Source organism: Kitasatospora sp. NPDC059462 (assembly GCF_042749955.1).
GTDB lineage: Bacteria > Actinomycetota > Actinomycetes > Streptomycetales > Streptomycetaceae > Kitasatospora.
Genome location: NZ_JBHYUU010000013.1, coordinates 70,583 through 85,717 on the forward strand (window position 1 = coordinate 70,583; position 15,135 = coordinate 85,717).

Consider the following 15,135-nt stretch of genomic DNA (forward strand, 5'->3'; position numbering starts at 1 on the left):
CGGGTGCGCGGCGGTGTGCTATTTCTTTATCTTTCTAGCCCGCGCGCGCCCCCACACCCCCACCAACCCGCCGGGGCGCGGGCCCCCCCCCGCTCCGGCCGGCGCCCCCCCCCGCCCCCCCGACGGGGGGGGGATCAGCCCAGCAGGGGGAGCGCGGGGAGGGTCAGGAAGTCCACGAACTCCTCGGCCAGGACGACCTGTTCGAAGAGTTCGGCGGCCTCCGGCCAGCGGCCGGACCGGTAGGCCTCCTCCCCCAGCTCGGCGCGGAGCCCCGCCAGCTCCTCGGCGACCAGTGCGCGGACGAGTCCGGCGGTGACCGTCTCGCCGGTGTCGGCGAGGACGACCCCGTTGTTGACCCACTGCCAGACCTGCGAACGGGAGATCTCGGCGGTGGCCACGTCCTCCATCAGGTTGAAGATGCCGACCGCGCCGAGCCCGCGCAGCCACGCCTCCAGGTAGCGGACGCCGACCTGGACGGCGTTGTGCAGCCCGGTGCGGGTGCAGCTGCCGCCCGCGCCCGCGACGTCGAGCAGTTCGGCGGCGGTGACCGGCCCGGACGGGCCCGGGTCGTCCTTCTGGTGCGGGCGCTCGCCGAGGACGGCGTCGAAGCAGGCCCGGGCGACCGGCACCAGGTCCGGGTGGGCGACCCAGGAGCCGTCGAAGCCCTGGCCGGCCTCGCGCTCCTTGTCGGCCGTGACCTTCGCCAGGGCGGCCGCGTTCACCTCGGGGTCCCTGCGGCTGGGGATGAACGCGGCCATGCCGCCGATCGCATGGGCGCCGCGCCGGTGGCAGGTCCGCACCAGCAGCCGGGTGTAGGCGGCCATGAACGGGGAGGTCATGGTGACGCTGTTGCGGTCCGGCAGGACGTAGTGCGCGCCGGCGTCGCGGAAGTTCTTGACCAGGGAGAACAGGTAGTCCCAGCGGCCGGCGTTGAGGCCGGCCGCGTGGTCGCGCAGTTCGTGGAGGATCTCGTCCATCTCGAACGCGGCGGTGATGGTCTCGATGAGCACGGTGGCGCGAACGGTGCCGTGCGGGATGCCGAGTTCGGCCTGGGCGCGGGTGAACACGTCGTTCCACAGCCGGGCTTCCAGGTGGCTCTCGATCTTCGGCAGGTAGAAGTACGGGCCGGAGTTCGGGTCCTCGGCGCCCTTGGCCAGCAGCCGGGCGGCGTTGTGGAAGAAGTACAGGCCGAAGTCGACGAACGCACCGGCCACCGGGACGCCGTCGACCAGCAGGTGGCTCTCGTCGAGGTGCCAGCCGCGCGGGCGGACCACGACGGTGGCGAGTTCGGCGGCGGGCCGCAGGGTGTAGGCCTTGCCGGCGGGGGTGGTGAAGTCGATCCGGCCCTCGAAGGCGTCGATCAGGTTGACCTGGCCGCCGACCACGTTCTCCCAGGTCGGGGCGGTGGCGTCCTCGAAGTCGGCGAGCCAGACCTTCGCGCCGGAGTTGAGCGCGTTGATCACCATCTTGCGGTCGGTCGGACCGGTGATCTCGACCCGGCGGTCCTGGAGGGCACGCGGCGCCCCGGCCACCGTCCAGTCGCCGGCCCGGACGTCCGCGGTCCCGGGGAGGAAGTCCAGCACGCCGGTCCGGGCGATCTCGGCGCGGCGGGTCCTCCGCCCGGCGAGGAGCTCCTGCCGGCGGCCCTCGAAGGCACGGTGGAGGCCGGCGACGAAGGCGAGCGCCTCCGGGGTGAGCACCTCCTCCGCCCGGTGGACGTGCGGACCGGTGACGGTGACCGCCGGATCGGCGGGCGAGGCGCTGACGGGCCCCTGATGTGCAGCCATGAACAGGACACTCCTAGGACGGTTGAGCCTGGTGGGGGGAGCTCCGGCGGGAGCGTCCCCGGTCGGAGCCCGCAGAAGGGGTTCCGGGGTGGGAGCCGCGCCCGGTGGGGTGCTTGAACCGGGCGCGGCTCCGTCAACGGCGAGCATTCCCCGGGGGAGTTGCTCGCACCGGCGTGGGCCGGGTCAGGCGGCGGCCTCCTCGTTCGGCGCGCCCGCGAAGGCCCCGGCGATCTCGTCGACCGAGCGCACCACGCCGATCAGCGGCAGGATGTTCGCCACCGAGAACGCGTGGCCCTCCGCCGTGACCGAGGACATGGCCTCCTTGGCGAACACCACGTTGTAGTAGTGCTCGTACGCGGCGCGGCCGGTGCCCTCGACGCCGAAGTTGGTGGACATCCCCAGCAGGACGATCGTCGAGATCCCGTGCCGGCGCAGCTGGACGTCCAGGTCGGAGCCGTGGAACGCGTTCCAGCTGCGCTTCGAGATCACCGGCTCGGTGGGCGTGGGCGCGACCTCCGGAAGCAGCTCGTCCCATCCCGGCTCCCGGTGGGGCCGCGCCGGGCGCATCTGCTCGATGCGCAGCGGCTGCAGCGAATCCGATTCGTCGGGGAGGAAGGAGGTGCGGACGTGGACCACCAGCGATCCGGCGGCGCGCGCGGCCTCCAGCAGCCGCAGGCTCTGGCCGAGCACCTCCTCCGGAGAGTGCGGCTCGGCCCCGTGCGAGAGGTTCGCTCCCTGGAGGTCGATGCAGACGAGGGCGGTGGTGGCGGGGTCGAAGAGATTCATGGGTACCTTTCGTTGGCTGGGCAGCGCGTTGTCCGCTGCGGTGTTCCGGCCGGGTGTCGCCGGAGGTCGGGCCGGAGGTCGGGCCGGGGGCGCGGGGCCGGCCGGCACGGACCGTGGCGTGCCGACGACGGGGCCCGCGGCGCCCGGCGATGCGGATGGGCCGGCGCGGCCGCGTCCGGGTGGACGGCTGCGCGATCGGTGGGGATCGGTCGGGATCGGTCGTGGCCGGTCGCGGTCGGTTCGCGGTCGGTCGCGATCAGGCGCGGTCGGGGCCGAGGGCGGCGAGCACCGCCTCGGCGCAGACGCGGATGCCGCGGCGGGCGAGCAGGATGTCGTAGTGGTTGGTGCCGGCGACCTCGGTGATCCGCACGCCGGGCCACCGCCGCCGGTAGTCGGCGAGGATCCCGGCGGGGTGGAGGCCGGGGCGGGCGGCGACCAGGTCGCCTTCCGCCACGATCAGGTGGACGTCGCGCCGGCGCGCGGGATCCCCCATGACGCGCTCGACGCCGAGGCCGAAGTCCGGTGCGCCGTACACGTCGTCGGAGTCCGCCTGCATCGCCTCGACCGCGGTGGAGGCGCGGAAGCCGCCGGCGTCGTCGGCGACCAGGTCGTAGCGGAAGCTCTCCGCCGCCACCGGGTCCACCCCGTCGGCGAAGGCCGGGTGGGCGCGGAAGAAGTCCAGGTACTCCTCGACGCCGTCGAACACCATGGAGAGCCGGGCCGCCGGCCCCACGGCGGCCAGCCGGTCGGCCGGGTCGGCCGCATCGGCGGTCGCCGGGTCGGCCGCATCGGCGGCCCGGGGAGGCCGGGGCGGCCGGGGCAACCCCCCGTCGACGAGGACGAGGCCGCGGAAGCGGTGCTCCGCCACCGCGAGGTCCCCGTCGGCGAGCCCCGCCAGGGTCATCGCGACGAAGCCCCCGAGGGAGTGGCCGACCAGGGTCACCTCCCCGGGCCCGGCGAGGGCCTCGACCGCGGCCAGCACGTCCCGCGCGTGCGCCCGCATCCCGTACGGGGCCCCCAGGTGCCGCGAACCCGCCCGTCCGCGCAGGTCGGGGGCGATGACCCGGACGCCCGGCAGTGCGGCGACGAGGCCGGCGAGGAAGAGGTGGTTCGAGGTGATGCCGTGGATCGCGCAGACGGTCGGAACCGGTCCGGGCGGGGGTGCCACCGGCTCCCACACCCCCACCGTGGAGCGACCGCCCGCGACCTCGACCCGGGCCCGCCGGTACGCGTGGGAGGCGGCCGCCATCAGGCCCCGTCCCCACGGGGCGTGCCCCCGGTGGCCCCGTCCCCGCGGGCCTGCCGCTCGACCGCCACGGGGAAGGCCGCGAGCTCGGGAGCCGCCTCGCCCAGCACATCGCGCGCGACGGCGTCGCCGAGCAGCGGCGCCATGGTGAGCCCGGCCGCGCCGTACCCGGCGACCAGCCAGAGGCCGTCGGCGGCGGGCACCCGGCCGACCAGCGGCATCCGGCCGTCCGCCATGGGGCGGATGCCCACCCTGGTCTCCAGCACGGTCGCCTCCGCGAGGCCCGGTGCGAGCTCAAGGGCGTTGCGCAGGACCGACAGCTGCCCGGCCGCGGTCACCCTGGGGTCGAATCCGCTGCCGGTCTCGCGGGTGGCCCCGACGGCGATCCGGCCGCCGTCGAAGGGCGTCATGTAGTGGTCGGCGAACGGGTGGAGGGTCGGCCACGGCGAGGTGTTGACGCCGCGCAGCTGCAGGTGGACGATCTGCCCGCGCTGCGGGCTGACCCCCACCCGGAGGCCGAGCCGGCCGAGCAGATCGGTGACGCGCGCACCCGCGGCCACGACGACCGCGTCGGCGTCGAGGTCCGCCGTGGCCGTCCGGATCCGCCAACCGGCCCCCGAGGGGGCGAGCCCGACGACCGCGCCGACCACGTGCCGGGCACCGAACGCGAGCGCCCCGCTCAGGGCCGCGTCACGGAGCACCCGGCCGTCGACGCGGCCGCCGCCCGGGACGAACAGCCCGCTCAGCCCGGGCGCGAGCGCCGGGAAGAGCTCCAGGGCGCGGGCGCCGTCCACGCGTTCGAGGGTGCCCGCCACCGGTCCGGCGTCGCGCACGCGGCCGGCGATCCGCTCCTCGACGGCGTCGACCTCGGCGGCGTCCGCGCTGACCATCAGCGCGCCCGAGCGGCGGTACCCGAGTTCGGGGAGTCCGAGCGCCTCCAGCTGCGACAGGAACTCCGGGTAGTAGTTGCCCCCGGCGGCGTAGGCCTCGTAGAAGTCGCCCTCGGAGGAGGACACCCAGGGCGCGATGATCCCCGCGCCGGGCCGCGGTCGCCTGGCCGAATCCGCCGTCGTCGACGACGGTGACCCTGGCCCCGCGGCGCGCCAGGTGGAAGGCGGTGGTCACACCGGCGATCCCGGCGCCGATGACGACGACGGACGCGTTCTTGACGTTGTTCACTTCCCGGTTCACTTCCTGTGGATCTCTTTCTGTGAAAGGCCTCGTGCGCCGTCCAGTTCCGCGGCGAGGGCGACGGCGGCCCGCTTCAGCCCCGTGACGATCTCGGCGAGCACCGCGTCGGACATCCGCAGGGTCGGGGCGGAGAGCGAGAACCCGAGGAGCTCCCCCCGGAGCGGGATGGCCACCGAGACGCAGCGCATCCCCGCCTCCTGCTCCCCCTCGTTCACGGCGAATCCGCGCTCGCGCACGGCGGCCAGCTCGGCGAGCAGCTCGTCCGGGTCCGTGAGGGTCGAATCGGTGAAGCGCGGCATCTTCGTGTGGCCGAGGATGGTGCGGACCCGCTCGTCGGGGAGCCTGCTGAGCAGCATCTTCCCGATCGCCGAGGAGTGCGGGTACAGGGGCTCGTCGAGGTTGGTCCAGATCCTGATCGACCGTGACCCCGGCGTCTTGGCCAGGTGGACGACGTAGTCCCCGTTCAGCGTCCCGACGGCGACCGATTCCCCGTAGCGCCTGGCGAGGTCGTCGAGGTAGGGCTGCGCGACGACCGTGATCGCCTTCTGATTGCTCTTGGCCAGCTTCAGCAGGCGCGGCCCCGGCAGGTACTTGCTCTGCTCGTCCTTGCGGACGTAGCCGAGTTCGTGGAGGGTCTGCGCCAGGCGGTGGACCGTGCCGACCGGCAGACCGCTGCGGCGGGCCAGGTCGGAGACCCCGATCGGGTCGTCGCTGTCGACCACGGCCTCCAGGACCGTGAACGCCCTGCGGAGCGACTGCACCGCGCCGGTTGTCCGCTGACCACCGCTGTTCGCATCAACGGCCCCCATGGTGATTTCTCCTTCCCGCATCGATGTCGGCAGGGGCCCGGGCGGCACCCGTGTCCGCCCGGATCTCCCGCGCACTACTTCGCGAGCGTCACGTCGTCGAACACGAACCCGTCGTCGGCACGCGGCGTGAACGCCACGTCCTTGGAGACGCCGAACGCCGCCGGCTGCGTGTAGAGGGAGACCATCGGCCGGTCCGTGTCGGCGATGATCTTCTGGACCTCGGAGTACGCCGTCCTGCGCGCGGCCTCGTCCATCGTCCGGTTCGCCTGGGCGAGCAGCTCGTCGACCCTCGGGTTGCTGTATCCCATCCGGGGCTTGCCCAGGACGGTGGAGAAGCCCTGGAGCGCGTACGAGGAGTCCATCAGGCCGTCCGCGAAGGCGACCTGGTACACGTCCTTGTTGGTGTACTTGCTGTAGATGTCGCCGAAGGCACCGCCTTCGAGGATCTCCAGCTCGACGTTGAAGCCGGCCTTCTTGAGCATCGCGGTCACCATCTCCGCGAGCTCGGCGTCCATCGGGTAGGTCCCGCGCGACGCGCTGTAGTGCAGCTTCACGCTGCGCCCGTCCGCGACGGCCTGCTTCACCAGGTCCTTCGCCCGCTCGGGGTCGTACGCCGCGGTGTTGTAGAGGGACGGGTCCCCGCCGAACACCGTCTTGGGCGCGCGCGTGCGCACCGGCGTCGCCTTGCCGCCGAAGAGCGTGTCGACGATCGCCTTCTTGTCGATCGCGAGGTCGATCGCCTCACGGACCCGGGGGTCCTTCGTCGCGTACTGGTCGTCCAGGCGCAGCACGAGCAGCATCACCCGGGTCGTCTCCCCGAGTGCCATCGCGGTCCTGCCGGAGTCGACGCGCTTCCAGTCGATCACCGGGATCTCGGTCGCGATGTCGACGCCACCGGTGAGGAGTTCGGACACCCGGGTGGAGTTCTCGGGAATGGTGCGGACCTCGACGCGCTTCCACTTCGGGGCGCCGCCCCAGTAGGCGCCGTTGCGCTCCAGGGTGACGCGGTCGTCGCGCTTCCACTCCACGAACTTGTACGGCCCGGAGCCGAAGGGGGCCTTGACGAACTCCTCGATGCCGTTCTTCTCGATGTAGGCCGACGGGACGATGTCGGCGCCGCTCTTCGCCAGCACCGCGAGCAGGGTCGGCATCGCGCCCTTGGTCGTGATCCGGACCTCGTGGTCGCCGACCGCCGTGGCGTCGGCGATCTGCTCGAACCACCGGGCCTCCAGCAGCGCGGGGTCCTTCAGCCGGTGGATCGTGAACACGACGTCCTTGGCGGTCAGCGGCGACCCGTCCTGGAACGTGACGTCCTCGCGGAGCCGGAACGTCCAGGTCTCGTCGTCCACCTGCTGGTAGTCGGTCACCAGCTGAGGAACGATCTTCATCGACTCGTCCCTGGTGAACAGCCGGTCGTAGATGTTCCGGTTGATGCGGTCGGCCGACGTCTGCACGGCGTTCTGCGGGTCGAGGTTGCGCGGGTCGACGTTCTGCGCGAACACGAGGGTGTCCTTGTGCGCGCCGCCCTCTCCCCCGCTGCTCGCGACGGGCATGCACCCGGCCAGCGGCACGGCCGCCACGGCCAGCGCCACGGTGAGTCTCTTCTTCATCATCGGTCCTTTCACGAACGGTTCGCCCGCTCCCGCCGGTGCCGGCGGGAGGGGTCGCGGTCGGACGGTCAACGCGTCCTGAAGGGCTGCGCGCGCGACGACTCGATGAGCCGTCGGGTGTACTCGTGGCCGGGGCGGTGGAGGATGTCGTCCGCCGTGCCGTGCTCGACGACCGCGCCCTTGTACATGACGCTGATCCGGTCGCTCATGAAGTGGACGCTCTCCAGCCCGTGGCCGATGAAGACGTACGTCAGGCCCATCTCCTCCTGGAGGTCCTTGAGGAGGTTGAGGATCTGGCTCTGGATCGAGACGTCGAGCGCGGAGACCGGCTCGTCGCAGATCAGCACCTGGGGCTTTCGCGCCAGGGCGCGGGCGATCACCAGGCGCTGCCGCTGCCCGCCCGAGAACTCGTGCGGGTACTTCTCCAGCGCCGCGGCCGACATGCCGACCTGGTCGGTGAGCTCGGCCACCCGCCGGGCGATCTCCTGCCGGCTCGCGCGCGGCGCCACGGTGAGCGGCTCCGCGAGGATGGAGCGCACGTTCATCCGCGGGTTCAGCGCGGAGTACGGGTCCTGGAACACCATCTGCGCCGCGGTGCGTCCCGCGGAGGTGGTGCGGCCCCTGGCGTCGAAGACCGGTGCGCCGGTGATCAGGACGTCGCCCGAGGTCGGCGTCAGCAGACCCGCCAGCATCCGGGCGACCGTGGTCTTCCCGGAGCCCGACTCCCCGATGATGCCCAGGGTCGCCCCCTTGGGCACGGACAGACCGACGTCGCGCACGGCGGCGAAGTCCTTCTTGCGTCCGAAGAACCCGTCGGCGACCCGGAAGGTCTTGCACAGCGCCGTGACGCGCACGGCCGCGTCCGGGGAGGTGCCGGGCAGCGCGGTGTCGGCGGTCATCGTGCGCCCTTCGACTCGATCAGACGGTCGGTGTGCCAGCAGGCCGAGGCCTGCCCCCGGAACTCCGCGAACGGCGGCTTGTCGCCGCAGGTCCCGGTGGCGAACTCGCAGCGCGCGGCGAACCGGCAGCCGTCGGTCCACTCGTGCGGCGTCGGCACCCGCCCGGGGATGGCGGTGAGCCGGTCGGCCTTCGAGCCGAGGGAGGGGACCGAGCGCAGCAGGGCGTCGGTGTACGGGTGCCTGGGTTCGGACAGCACCCGTTCGGTCGGTCCGCTCTCGGCGATCCGCCCCGTGTACAGCACGGCGACCGTGTCCGCGATCCGGCGCACCACGTTGAGGTCGTGGCTCACCAGCAGCAGGGCGGTGCCCGTCTCGACCGTGATGTCGTAGACGAGCTTCAGCACCTGGTCCTGCACCGTGACGTCGAGGGCCGTGGTGGGCTCGTCGGCGAGGAGCAGCCGGGGCCTGCCCAGCAGGGCCATCGCGATCATGACGCGCTGGCGCATCCCGCCCGACAGCTCGTGGGGGCGCCGGCGCAGCACCCGCTCCGGCTCGTGGAAGCCCACCCGGTCGAGCATCGACAGCACGTCGGCGCGCGAGGCGGAGACGTGCCTGGCGGCCTCGCCCAGCTGGTTCCCGATCGAGAGGACCGGGTTGAGCGAGGTCAGCGGCTCCTGGTAGATCATCGAGATCTCACGGCCCCGCAGCTGCCGCATCCGGCCGGCGGACACCCGGGAGACGTCCTCGCCCTGCCAGAGGATCTCACCGCCCGAGATCCGCAGGCCCCGCGCCAGCAGGTTGATGACCGCCATGCAGGTGAGGCTCTTGCCGGAGCCGGACTCGCCCACCAGGGCCACCCGTTCGCCGGCGCGGATGTCGAGCGACACGCCGTCGACGAGGGTGAGGTCGCGCTTCTCCGCCTTCACCCGGAGGTCCCGGATGCTGAGCATGGGTTCGTTCCCGTGCATCGTTCACACCCCCAGTCGCGGGTCGAGGGTGTCCCGCAGCCAGTCGCCGAGGAGGAGGATCCCGAGCACCGTGCCGGCGATCGCCAGACCCGGCAGCGTGCTCAGCCACCACGCGTTGGTGATGTAGTCGCGGCCGCTGGTGAGCATCAGGCCCCAGGAGACGTCCGGGGGCTGCACCCCCAGGCCCAGGAAGCTGAGCGAGGACTCCGTGATGATGATGGTCGCCACGCTCAGCGTGGAGAGCACGATGAACGTCGGCATGACGTTCGGCGCGATGTGCCGCAGGAGGATCCGGGTGTGGGGGACGCCGAAGTTCTTCGCCGCCTCGACGAACAGGCGCTCGCGGATCTCCAGGACCTCCGCGCGGATCTGACGGGCGTACACCACCCAGTTCGTCAGGCCGAGCACGACGACGAGCGTCGTCAGACCGGGCTTCACCACGCCGAGGATGACGAGGATCAGCAGGATGCCGGGAATGGCGAGCAGCGCGTCGACCAGCCGCATGATCACCGCGTCGACGAACCGTCCGTAGTAGCCGGCGAGCAGGCCGGCCACCAGGCCGATCGATCCGGCCAGGACCACGCCGAGCACGCCGACCAGCAGCGAGATGCGCGAACCGTCGATGAGGCGGCTGAGCATGTCGCGGCCGAGGTTGTCGGTGCCCAACAGGTGGGCCGGGTCGCTCCCCTCGAACGGGAGCGGCGGAATGAGCGCCTGCGACGGGTCGATCGCCGCGGGGTCGTGCGGCATTATCCACGGCGCGAATATCGCGACGGCGGCCGGCACGATCAGCAGGACCATTCCGACGACCGCCGGGAAGGGAATGCTCCGGAGGGCCTTTCTGCGCCGCGCGGCGGTGCCCGCCCGCGGAAGGCCGATGGATTCAGTCAAGGTTGATCCGCCTGTCGACGAGCTTGAACGAAATGTCGGACAGAATGCTCAGCCCGATGACCATCACCGCCACGACGAATACCGCCGCCTGGACGATGGGCATGTCCCGCTGTGTCACCGCTTTGACCAGGAGCTGTCCGAGCCCCGGCCACGCGAATACGGATTCGGTGACGAGTGCGCCGCCGAGCAGCGCCGAGAACTGGAGCACGGTGATCGAGGCGACCGGGATGAAAGCGTTGCTGAAACCGTGCTTGAAGACGACGAGCGATTCACGCAGGCCTTTTCCGTACGCGGTCCGGATGTAGTCCTGCCCGAGGATCTCCACCATGCTCGAACGCACGAGCCGGGTGATCTCGGCCGCGGTGCCCGTGCCGAGCGTGATCACGGGAAGCACCAGGTGGGCCCAGGTCCCGCTGCCGGAGACCGGGAGCCAGCCCAGGTTCACGGAGACGAGCATGATCAGCATGATGCCCAGCCAGAACGTGGGCACCGCCTTGGCGACGACCGATACCGAGGAAACGAGGTGGTCGACGGCCCCGCCCCGGTGCACGGCCGCCCACACCCCCATCGGAATGGCGATGACGAGGGCCAGGACGATCGACCCGACGGCGAGCATCAGTGTGGCGGGAAGGCGCTCCAGAACGATGGCGAGAGCGGGCTCGTGGTATTGGTACGAGTCACCGAAATCACCGGTGACGGCCGAGACGATCTGCGCGCGACGGGCGCGCACGTCACCGACCCGGACGCCGTCGCGGCGGCCCTGCTCGGCGGCACCCTAGGCATCAACATCCAGCACCGCCTGGACCCGGACCTGGACCGCCGGCGGGCCGTGACGGCGATGACCGGCATCTACACCGACGCGCTCTCCGCCACCGAGCCTTCGCGACGGGCACCGGGTGCGGGGCCGCGATCCGGGACCTGACCGCGCCGGACGACCCGCCCGACGGCACCTGGCGCGGGGCCGGCCCGGTGCCGGCTCACGGGGTCGCTTCCCCGGAGGCGAAACCGGGCAGCCAGCGCAGCGCCTCCGCCCGGAAGGGGACGGTGCAGTCCAGCTGGCAGAGCACGGCGCTTCCGGCCGTGACGGCGCGGTTGATCAGGACGTAGGACGGCGGGAGGTTGAGCCGGCGGATCAGTCCCCGGGTGCCGGGGGACGCGGCCCGGGCCAGTTCCTCCCGCAGCCAGGACCGGGTGAAGTGGAACTCCTCCTGCGCCGCCGGTACGGCAAGCGGGGCGAGGAAGGCCGAGACGGCCTCCGCCCCGGCCCGCGCTCCCGGCCGGAGCAGGCCGGCTTCCCGCATGAGCTGTTCGGCGGCTTCGAAGTCCCCTTGGTGGGCGAGGCGTTGGAGCGTCCCGAGGGTGTGCGGCAGCCCGTCGGGGAGCCGTTTGACCGCGCCGAAGTCCAGGACGCCGAGCCGGCCGTCGGGCAGCAGGCGGAAGTTGCCGGGGTGCGGGTCGGCGTGCAGCAGCCCGGCCCGCCCCGGGCCGGAGAGCAGGAAGCGGGTGAACCGGAGCCCGGCCGCGTCCCTTTCCTGCCGGGTGCCGCCTGCGATCACGTCGGAGAGGGGCCGGCCGGGCAGCCATTCGGTGACCAGGACCCGGGAGGTCTGTGCGACCACGGCGGGCACGTGGATGTCGGGGTCGTCGCGATACGTTTCGGCGAAGGCGCGCTGCGCGCCCGCTTCCAGGTGGTAGTCCAGCTCCTCGGCCACCCGCTCCTTCAACTCGGCGACCATCGGCCCGATGTCGAGGCCCGGGTAGAGCAGACCGAGGACGCGCATCAGCTGGGAGATGCGCGCGTAGTCGCCGAGCAGGGCCTCCCGGGCGTTCGGGTACTGGATCTTGACGGCCACCTCGCGGCCGTCCTCCCAGCGGGCCCGGTGCACCTGCCCGATGGAGGCGGCGGCCTCCGGCTCCTCCGCGAACGCGCGGAACGACTCCGGCCAGGACGCACCGAGCTCCTCGGCGAGGGTGTGCCGTACGGCGTCGAACCCCAGCGGCGGTGCCGATTCCTGGAGCCGGGCCAGGGCTTCCCGGTACGGGCCCACGAGGGCCGGCGGCAGCGCGGCCTCGAAGACCGAGAGCAGCTGGCCGATCTTCATCGCGCCGCCCTTGAGTTCACCGAGCACGGAGAAGAGCTGCTCGGCGGTGCGCCGCTGGAACTCCTCGGTGACCGCTTCGGCGGACTGCCCGAGCAACCGTCGACCGACCCTGGCGGCCGACCTGCCCGCGTACCCGAGCGGCAGTGTCGCCAGACGGGCCGAGCGGGCCGCCGGCCGCCAGGGGATGCCGGCCCCGGGGCCGGGCAGCCGGCCCTCGGCCGGGCGTTCCTCGTTCCGCTCCATGCGCCGGGATCCTCTCTGTCCGCCGGACGCGGTGTCCGACCGGAAAGAGGCGCGGCGGACCCGAGGCACTCCCCGCCCGCCGGTGACTTTCCCGGCGACGGCGGTCCCGGCGGCGGCGGTCCCGGCGACGGCGGTCCCGGCGCCGCGGCGGGCCCCGGTGGCCGCCCGGCGATTGCCGGGACATCGGAGGGATTGCCCGGGGTGCCCGGGCCCTCTGACACGATGGAGGTATCCACCCCCGAACCCCCGGGTGCAGGGTCCGCGGCCCGGGTCGTCGATCATCCACAACGCGACAGGGACCTGCGGGCGCCGTCCTCCCCGACACGGTGGCTGGACGATTGGTCATGGGAGGGAACATGGGTACTGGTGAGGGGCTCGCCGGGCGGGTGCGGCAGGACTGGCCCTCGGTCGAGCTCGACGCGGTCCGGCGCCTTCGGGTGCTGGCTGCCGCAGGCGGCCACCGGATGTTCGCCGAACGCACGCTGACGGCTTCCTTCGACGCGGTCTGGTCGGTGGCGAGCGATCTCGAAGGGGAGCTGCCGGGACTCATCACCGGCCTCAGGGCGTTCAGCCTGGAACCCGCCGAGTCGGGCGGCGATCGGTGGTCCGGCGTGGCCACCAGCAGGATCGGCCACCGGGAGCGCTTCGACGTGGTGCTGCGGCCCGGCTGGTGCCTGATGCAGAGCAAGGCCGTGGTGGGGGGCATGGCCGCGGTGCCCGAGGGGGACGGGGTGCGGTTCGCCCTCTTCGGCGGCCTGCGGCTGCCGGGCATCCGTGCGGTCGGCTCGTTCCTCGGGAGTTCTCCGGACTGGAAAGGGAGGGTATTGATGGACCGTCTGGAGTCCCGCGTTTCCGCCAAGGCCGCATTGCCGCCCGCGGACTGACCCGATCCGCCTGTCGGAATCGGATCGATCCGGTGCGGGACGCACCCTCAAAGGCGTCCCGCACCGCACCATGTCCGGCCCTTCCCGTTCCGCTTCCCCGGACTTCTCAGAACCAGGATCTGCGGAATATCGCACGCGCCCGGAACAGTCGTGAACGCACCGTTCCGACGGGGACGTCGAGAATGCTCGCGACCGTCTGCTCGTCGAATCCTTCGATGTGCCGCATCGTCAATATGGCGCGATGCTCGGGAGAAAGCCGGTCGAGTGCGTCGCGAATGTCCGCGGCGAGTTCGGTGTCCGTCGGGTCGGGCTCGTCGGCGAGTTCGGCCGGCGACGACTTCCGCCCCCTGGCCGCGACCCGGACGGCCTCGCGCAGGGCGATCGCCTTGGCCCAGCCGAACAGCGCCTCGGGCGTCTTGAGCTGGTGCAACCTCCGGAAGATCGCGATCATCGACTCCTGGGCCGCGTCCGCGGCGTCCTGCAGGGCGATCGGCGCACACACCCGTCCGACATACGGTGCGAGAATTGCCAGAATTCGTTCCATTGCGATGACGTCGCCCCGCTGGGCTCTTTTCACCAGATCGGCCAGGTCATCTTGTTCGCGCGCATGCGAAAATTCCATCGACGGATCCCCCATGTCCCCGTTAGAGCCAAGCGCGGCTCGCGTGCAGTCGCCCCTCGGGCGTTCTGTGCGATAACCCGGCGCGCGGCCGCTTCCGGATGCGGCGGCGCGCCGATGACTTCGTCTCCGGGCGGAAGTGTAACCGATCGTAGGCCCTCTAGGGCAGCGATTGGCGGTAATTCCCTTGTACCAGCAGGTAGTTGGTCGCAGGGTCGCGCGGCGGCACCCGAGGAGTGCAACGGCCCCCCGCGCCCTCTTCCCAGCGGAACCGCGTCCGCCACCGGGAGTAATAGGAGTGATCGGGTGAAGACCGAGCAGTGGGCCGACAGGACCGGAATTGACCTCTACGTGTCAATTCTGGAAGCGGAGTTCGGGTATTCGAGCGGACTGCGGCTGGCCGTCGCGCACGCCGCCGGATCGACGGGCCGCGGCGCGCACGAGGCGGAGCGGCAGCTCGCGGCGGCGTTCCCGGCCCGCCGCCGGGCCGAGTTCCTGGCCGGGCGCGAGGCGCTGCACCGGGCCCTCGGCCGGGCCGGGCTGGACTCCGGACCGGTGCTCCGCGACGGCCCGCGCCCCAGGCTCCCCGCCGGCGTCCGGGCCTCGATCAGCCACTCGCAGGGCGTCGCGGTGGCACTGGCCGGGCCGGCCGCCCGGTACCGGACACTGGGCGTCGACATCGAACTGTGCGGCCCGCCGACGGCCGCCGCGCACCTGGTGCTGAACCGGGGGGAACGGCACCTGTTCGACCGCTCGGCCCCGGACGCGGCGGACCAGCTGCTGGCGCTGTACAGCGCCAAGGAGGCCGCGTTCAAGGCACTCAGCCCGCTGCTGGAACCGGAGGAGCTGCCCGGGCTGCGCGCGGTTCGCCTGACGCCCCGTCAGGACGGCTGGCAGGCCGCGCCGGTGGCCCGGCCCGGCCTCCGGGTCGCGGTGTCCGTCCGGCGGCTGGGCGCCGGCGTGCTCGGCTGGGCGCTGCCGGCCGACTGACCGGGCCCGGAACGTGCGCCGGGCCGCCCCCCCCGTGCGGGGGCGGCCCGGCGGCCCAGCGCACGGCGGGTGTCCGGCGCCGCCGGCGAGGGCCGCGGCGGGGGCGCGCG

14 protein-coding genes and 1 pseudogene are annotated in these 15,135 nt (G+C 72.5%); 3 read left to right on the forward strand and 12 right to left on the reverse strand.

The genetic code is table 11. The features are described 5' to 3' along the window. Nucleotides 1–134: 134 nt before the first annotated feature. From aceB to ACFXAM_RS06200, 10 genes and pseudogenes are all read right to left on the reverse strand, one after another. Entirely contained in the window at nt 135–1,787 is a 1,653-nt protein-coding gene (gene aceB, locus ACFXAM_RS06155; RefSeq protein ID WP_380287894.1) for a malate synthase A, read from the reverse strand. Nucleotides 1,788–1,970: 183 nt separating this feature from the next. After that, complete coding sequence (locus tag ACFXAM_RS06160) at nt 1,971–2,573, reverse strand: isochorismatase family protein (RefSeq protein WP_380287896.1); 603 nt, start codon at nt 2,571–2,573, stop codon at nt 1,971–1,973. Between the two features lie 256 nt (nt 2,574–2,829). Next, the gene (locus tag ACFXAM_RS06165) at nt 2,830–3,822 is read right to left on the reverse strand and encodes an alpha/beta fold hydrolase (RefSeq protein WP_380287898.1); all 993 of its coding nucleotides are present in this window, start codon (nt 3,820–3,822) and stop codon (nt 2,830–2,832) included. Further along, nucleotides 3,822–5,010: pseudogene (locus tag ACFXAM_RS06170) on the reverse strand (NAD(P)/FAD-dependent oxidoreductase). The gene ACFXAM_RS06165 and the pseudogene ACFXAM_RS06170 overlap by 1 nt, the downstream one beginning before the upstream one ends. Further along, entirely contained in the window at nt 5,007–5,819 is an 813-nt protein-coding gene (locus ACFXAM_RS06175; RefSeq protein ID WP_380287900.1) for an IclR family transcriptional regulator, read from the reverse strand. The pseudogene ACFXAM_RS06170 and the gene ACFXAM_RS06175 overlap by 4 nt, the downstream one beginning before the upstream one ends. 74 nt (nt 5,820–5,893) lie before the next feature. Next, entirely contained in the window at nt 5,894–7,429 is a 1,536-nt protein-coding gene (locus ACFXAM_RS06180; RefSeq protein WP_380287902.1) for an ABC transporter substrate-binding protein, read from the reverse strand. A 68-nt stretch (nt 7,430–7,497) separates the two neighbouring features. Beyond that, complete coding sequence (locus ACFXAM_RS06185) at nt 7,498–8,328, reverse strand: ATP-binding cassette domain-containing protein (RefSeq protein WP_380287904.1); 831 nt, start codon at nt 8,326–8,328, stop codon at nt 7,498–7,500. Then, entirely contained in the window at nt 8,325–9,278 is a 954-nt protein-coding gene (locus ACFXAM_RS06190) for an ABC transporter ATP-binding protein (protein WP_380287906.1), read from the reverse strand. The genes ACFXAM_RS06185 and ACFXAM_RS06190 overlap by 4 nt, the downstream gene beginning before the upstream one ends. 21 nt (nt 9,279–9,299) lie before the next feature. Then, entirely contained in the window at nt 9,300–10,097 is a 798-nt protein-coding gene (locus ACFXAM_RS06195) for an ABC transporter permease (RefSeq protein WP_380287908.1), read from the reverse strand. Nucleotides 10,098–10,179: 82 nt separating this feature from the next. Continuing rightward, entirely contained in the window at nt 10,180–10,803 is a 624-nt protein-coding gene (locus ACFXAM_RS06200) for an ABC transporter permease (RefSeq protein WP_380287910.1), read from the reverse strand. 45 nt (nt 10,804–10,848) lie between these two features. On the opposite strand from ACFXAM_RS06200, the gene ACFXAM_RS06205 reads away from it, so the two are divergent. Further along, nucleotides 10,849–11,109 carry a hypothetical protein gene (locus ACFXAM_RS06205; protein WP_380287912.1) on the forward strand — a complete coding sequence of 87 codons (261 nt, stop codon included), beginning with the start codon at nt 10,849–10,851 and terminating at the stop codon, nt 11,107–11,109. Between the two features lie 55 nt (nt 11,110–11,164). Here ACFXAM_RS06205 and ACFXAM_RS06210 read toward each other — a convergent pair whose 3' ends face one another. After that, the gene (locus ACFXAM_RS06210; protein ID WP_380287914.1) at nt 11,165–12,532 is read right to left on the reverse strand and encodes an ABC1 kinase family protein; all 1,368 of its coding nucleotides are present in this window, start codon (nt 12,530–12,532) and stop codon (nt 11,165–11,167) included. Between the two features lie 356 nt (nt 12,533–12,888). Here ACFXAM_RS06210 and ACFXAM_RS06215 point away from each other — a divergent pair, with 356 nt between their 5' ends. Then, nucleotides 12,889–13,416: a hypothetical protein gene (locus tag ACFXAM_RS06215; RefSeq protein ID WP_380287916.1), complete on the forward strand. Its 528-nt coding sequence runs from the start codon at nt 12,889–12,891 to the stop codon at nt 13,414–13,416. A 106-nt stretch (nt 13,417–13,522) separates the two neighbouring features. Here the strand turns inward: ACFXAM_RS06215 and ACFXAM_RS06220 are convergent, their stop codons facing one another. Next, nucleotides 13,523–14,038: an RNA polymerase sigma factor gene (locus tag ACFXAM_RS06220; protein ID WP_380287918.1), complete on the reverse strand. Its 516-nt coding sequence runs from the start codon at nt 14,036–14,038 to the stop codon at nt 13,523–13,525. A 303-nt stretch (nt 14,039–14,341) separates the two neighbouring features. Between ACFXAM_RS06220 and ACFXAM_RS06225 the strand changes: the two genes are divergently transcribed. Next, on the forward strand, nt 14,342–15,025 hold the full coding sequence (locus ACFXAM_RS06225) for a 4'-phosphopantetheinyl transferase (protein WP_380287920.1): 684 nt from the start codon (nt 14,342–14,344) through the stop codon (nt 15,023–15,025). Nucleotides 15,026–15,135: the final 110 nt, after the last annotated feature.

Excerpts from the sequence above, each read along its gene's own strand:
- aceB (WP_380287894.1), bottom strand. The coding sequence starts at position 1,787 with ATGGCTGCACATCAGGGGCCCGTCAGCGCCTCGCCCGCCGATCCGGCG.
- ACFXAM_RS06160 (WP_380287896.1), bottom strand. The coding sequence starts at position 2,573 with ATGAATCTCTTCGACCCCGCCACCACCGCCCTCGTCTGCATCGACCTC.
- ACFXAM_RS06165 (WP_380287898.1), bottom strand. The coding sequence starts at position 3,822 with ATGGCGGCCGCCTCCCACGCGTACCGGCGGGCCCGGGTCGAGGTCGCG.
- ACFXAM_RS06175 (WP_380287900.1), bottom strand. The coding sequence starts at position 5,819 with ATGGGGGCCGTTGATGCGAACAGCGGTGGTCAGCGGACAACCGGCGCG.
- ACFXAM_RS06180 (WP_380287902.1), bottom strand. The coding sequence starts at position 7,429 with ATGAAGAAGAGACTCACCGTGGCGCTGGCCGTGGCGGCCGTGCCGCTG.
- ACFXAM_RS06185 (WP_380287904.1), bottom strand. The coding sequence starts at position 8,328 with ATGACCGCCGACACCGCGCTGCCCGGCACCTCCCCGGACGCGGCCGTG.
- ACFXAM_RS06190 (WP_380287906.1), bottom strand. The coding sequence starts at position 9,278 with ATGCTCAGCATCCGGGACCTCCGGGTGAAGGCGGAGAAGCGCGACCTC.
- ACFXAM_RS06195 (WP_380287908.1), bottom strand. The coding sequence starts at position 10,097 with ATGGTCCTGCTGATCGTGCCGGCCGCCGTCGCGATATTCGCGCCGTGG.
- ACFXAM_RS06200 (WP_380287910.1), bottom strand. The coding sequence starts at position 10,803 with ATGCTCGCCGTCGGGTCGATCGTCCTGGCCCTCGTCATCGCCATTCCG.
- ACFXAM_RS06210 (WP_380287914.1), bottom strand. The coding sequence starts at position 12,532 with ATGGAGCGGAACGAGGAACGCCCGGCCGAGGGCCGGCTGCCCGGCCCC.
- ACFXAM_RS06215 (WP_380287916.1), top strand. The coding sequence starts at position 12,889 with ATGGGTACTGGTGAGGGGCTCGCCGGGCGGGTGCGGCAGGACTGGCCC.
- ACFXAM_RS06220 (WP_380287918.1), bottom strand. The coding sequence starts at position 14,038 with ATGGAATTTTCGCATGCGCGCGAACAAGATGACCTGGCCGATCTGGTG.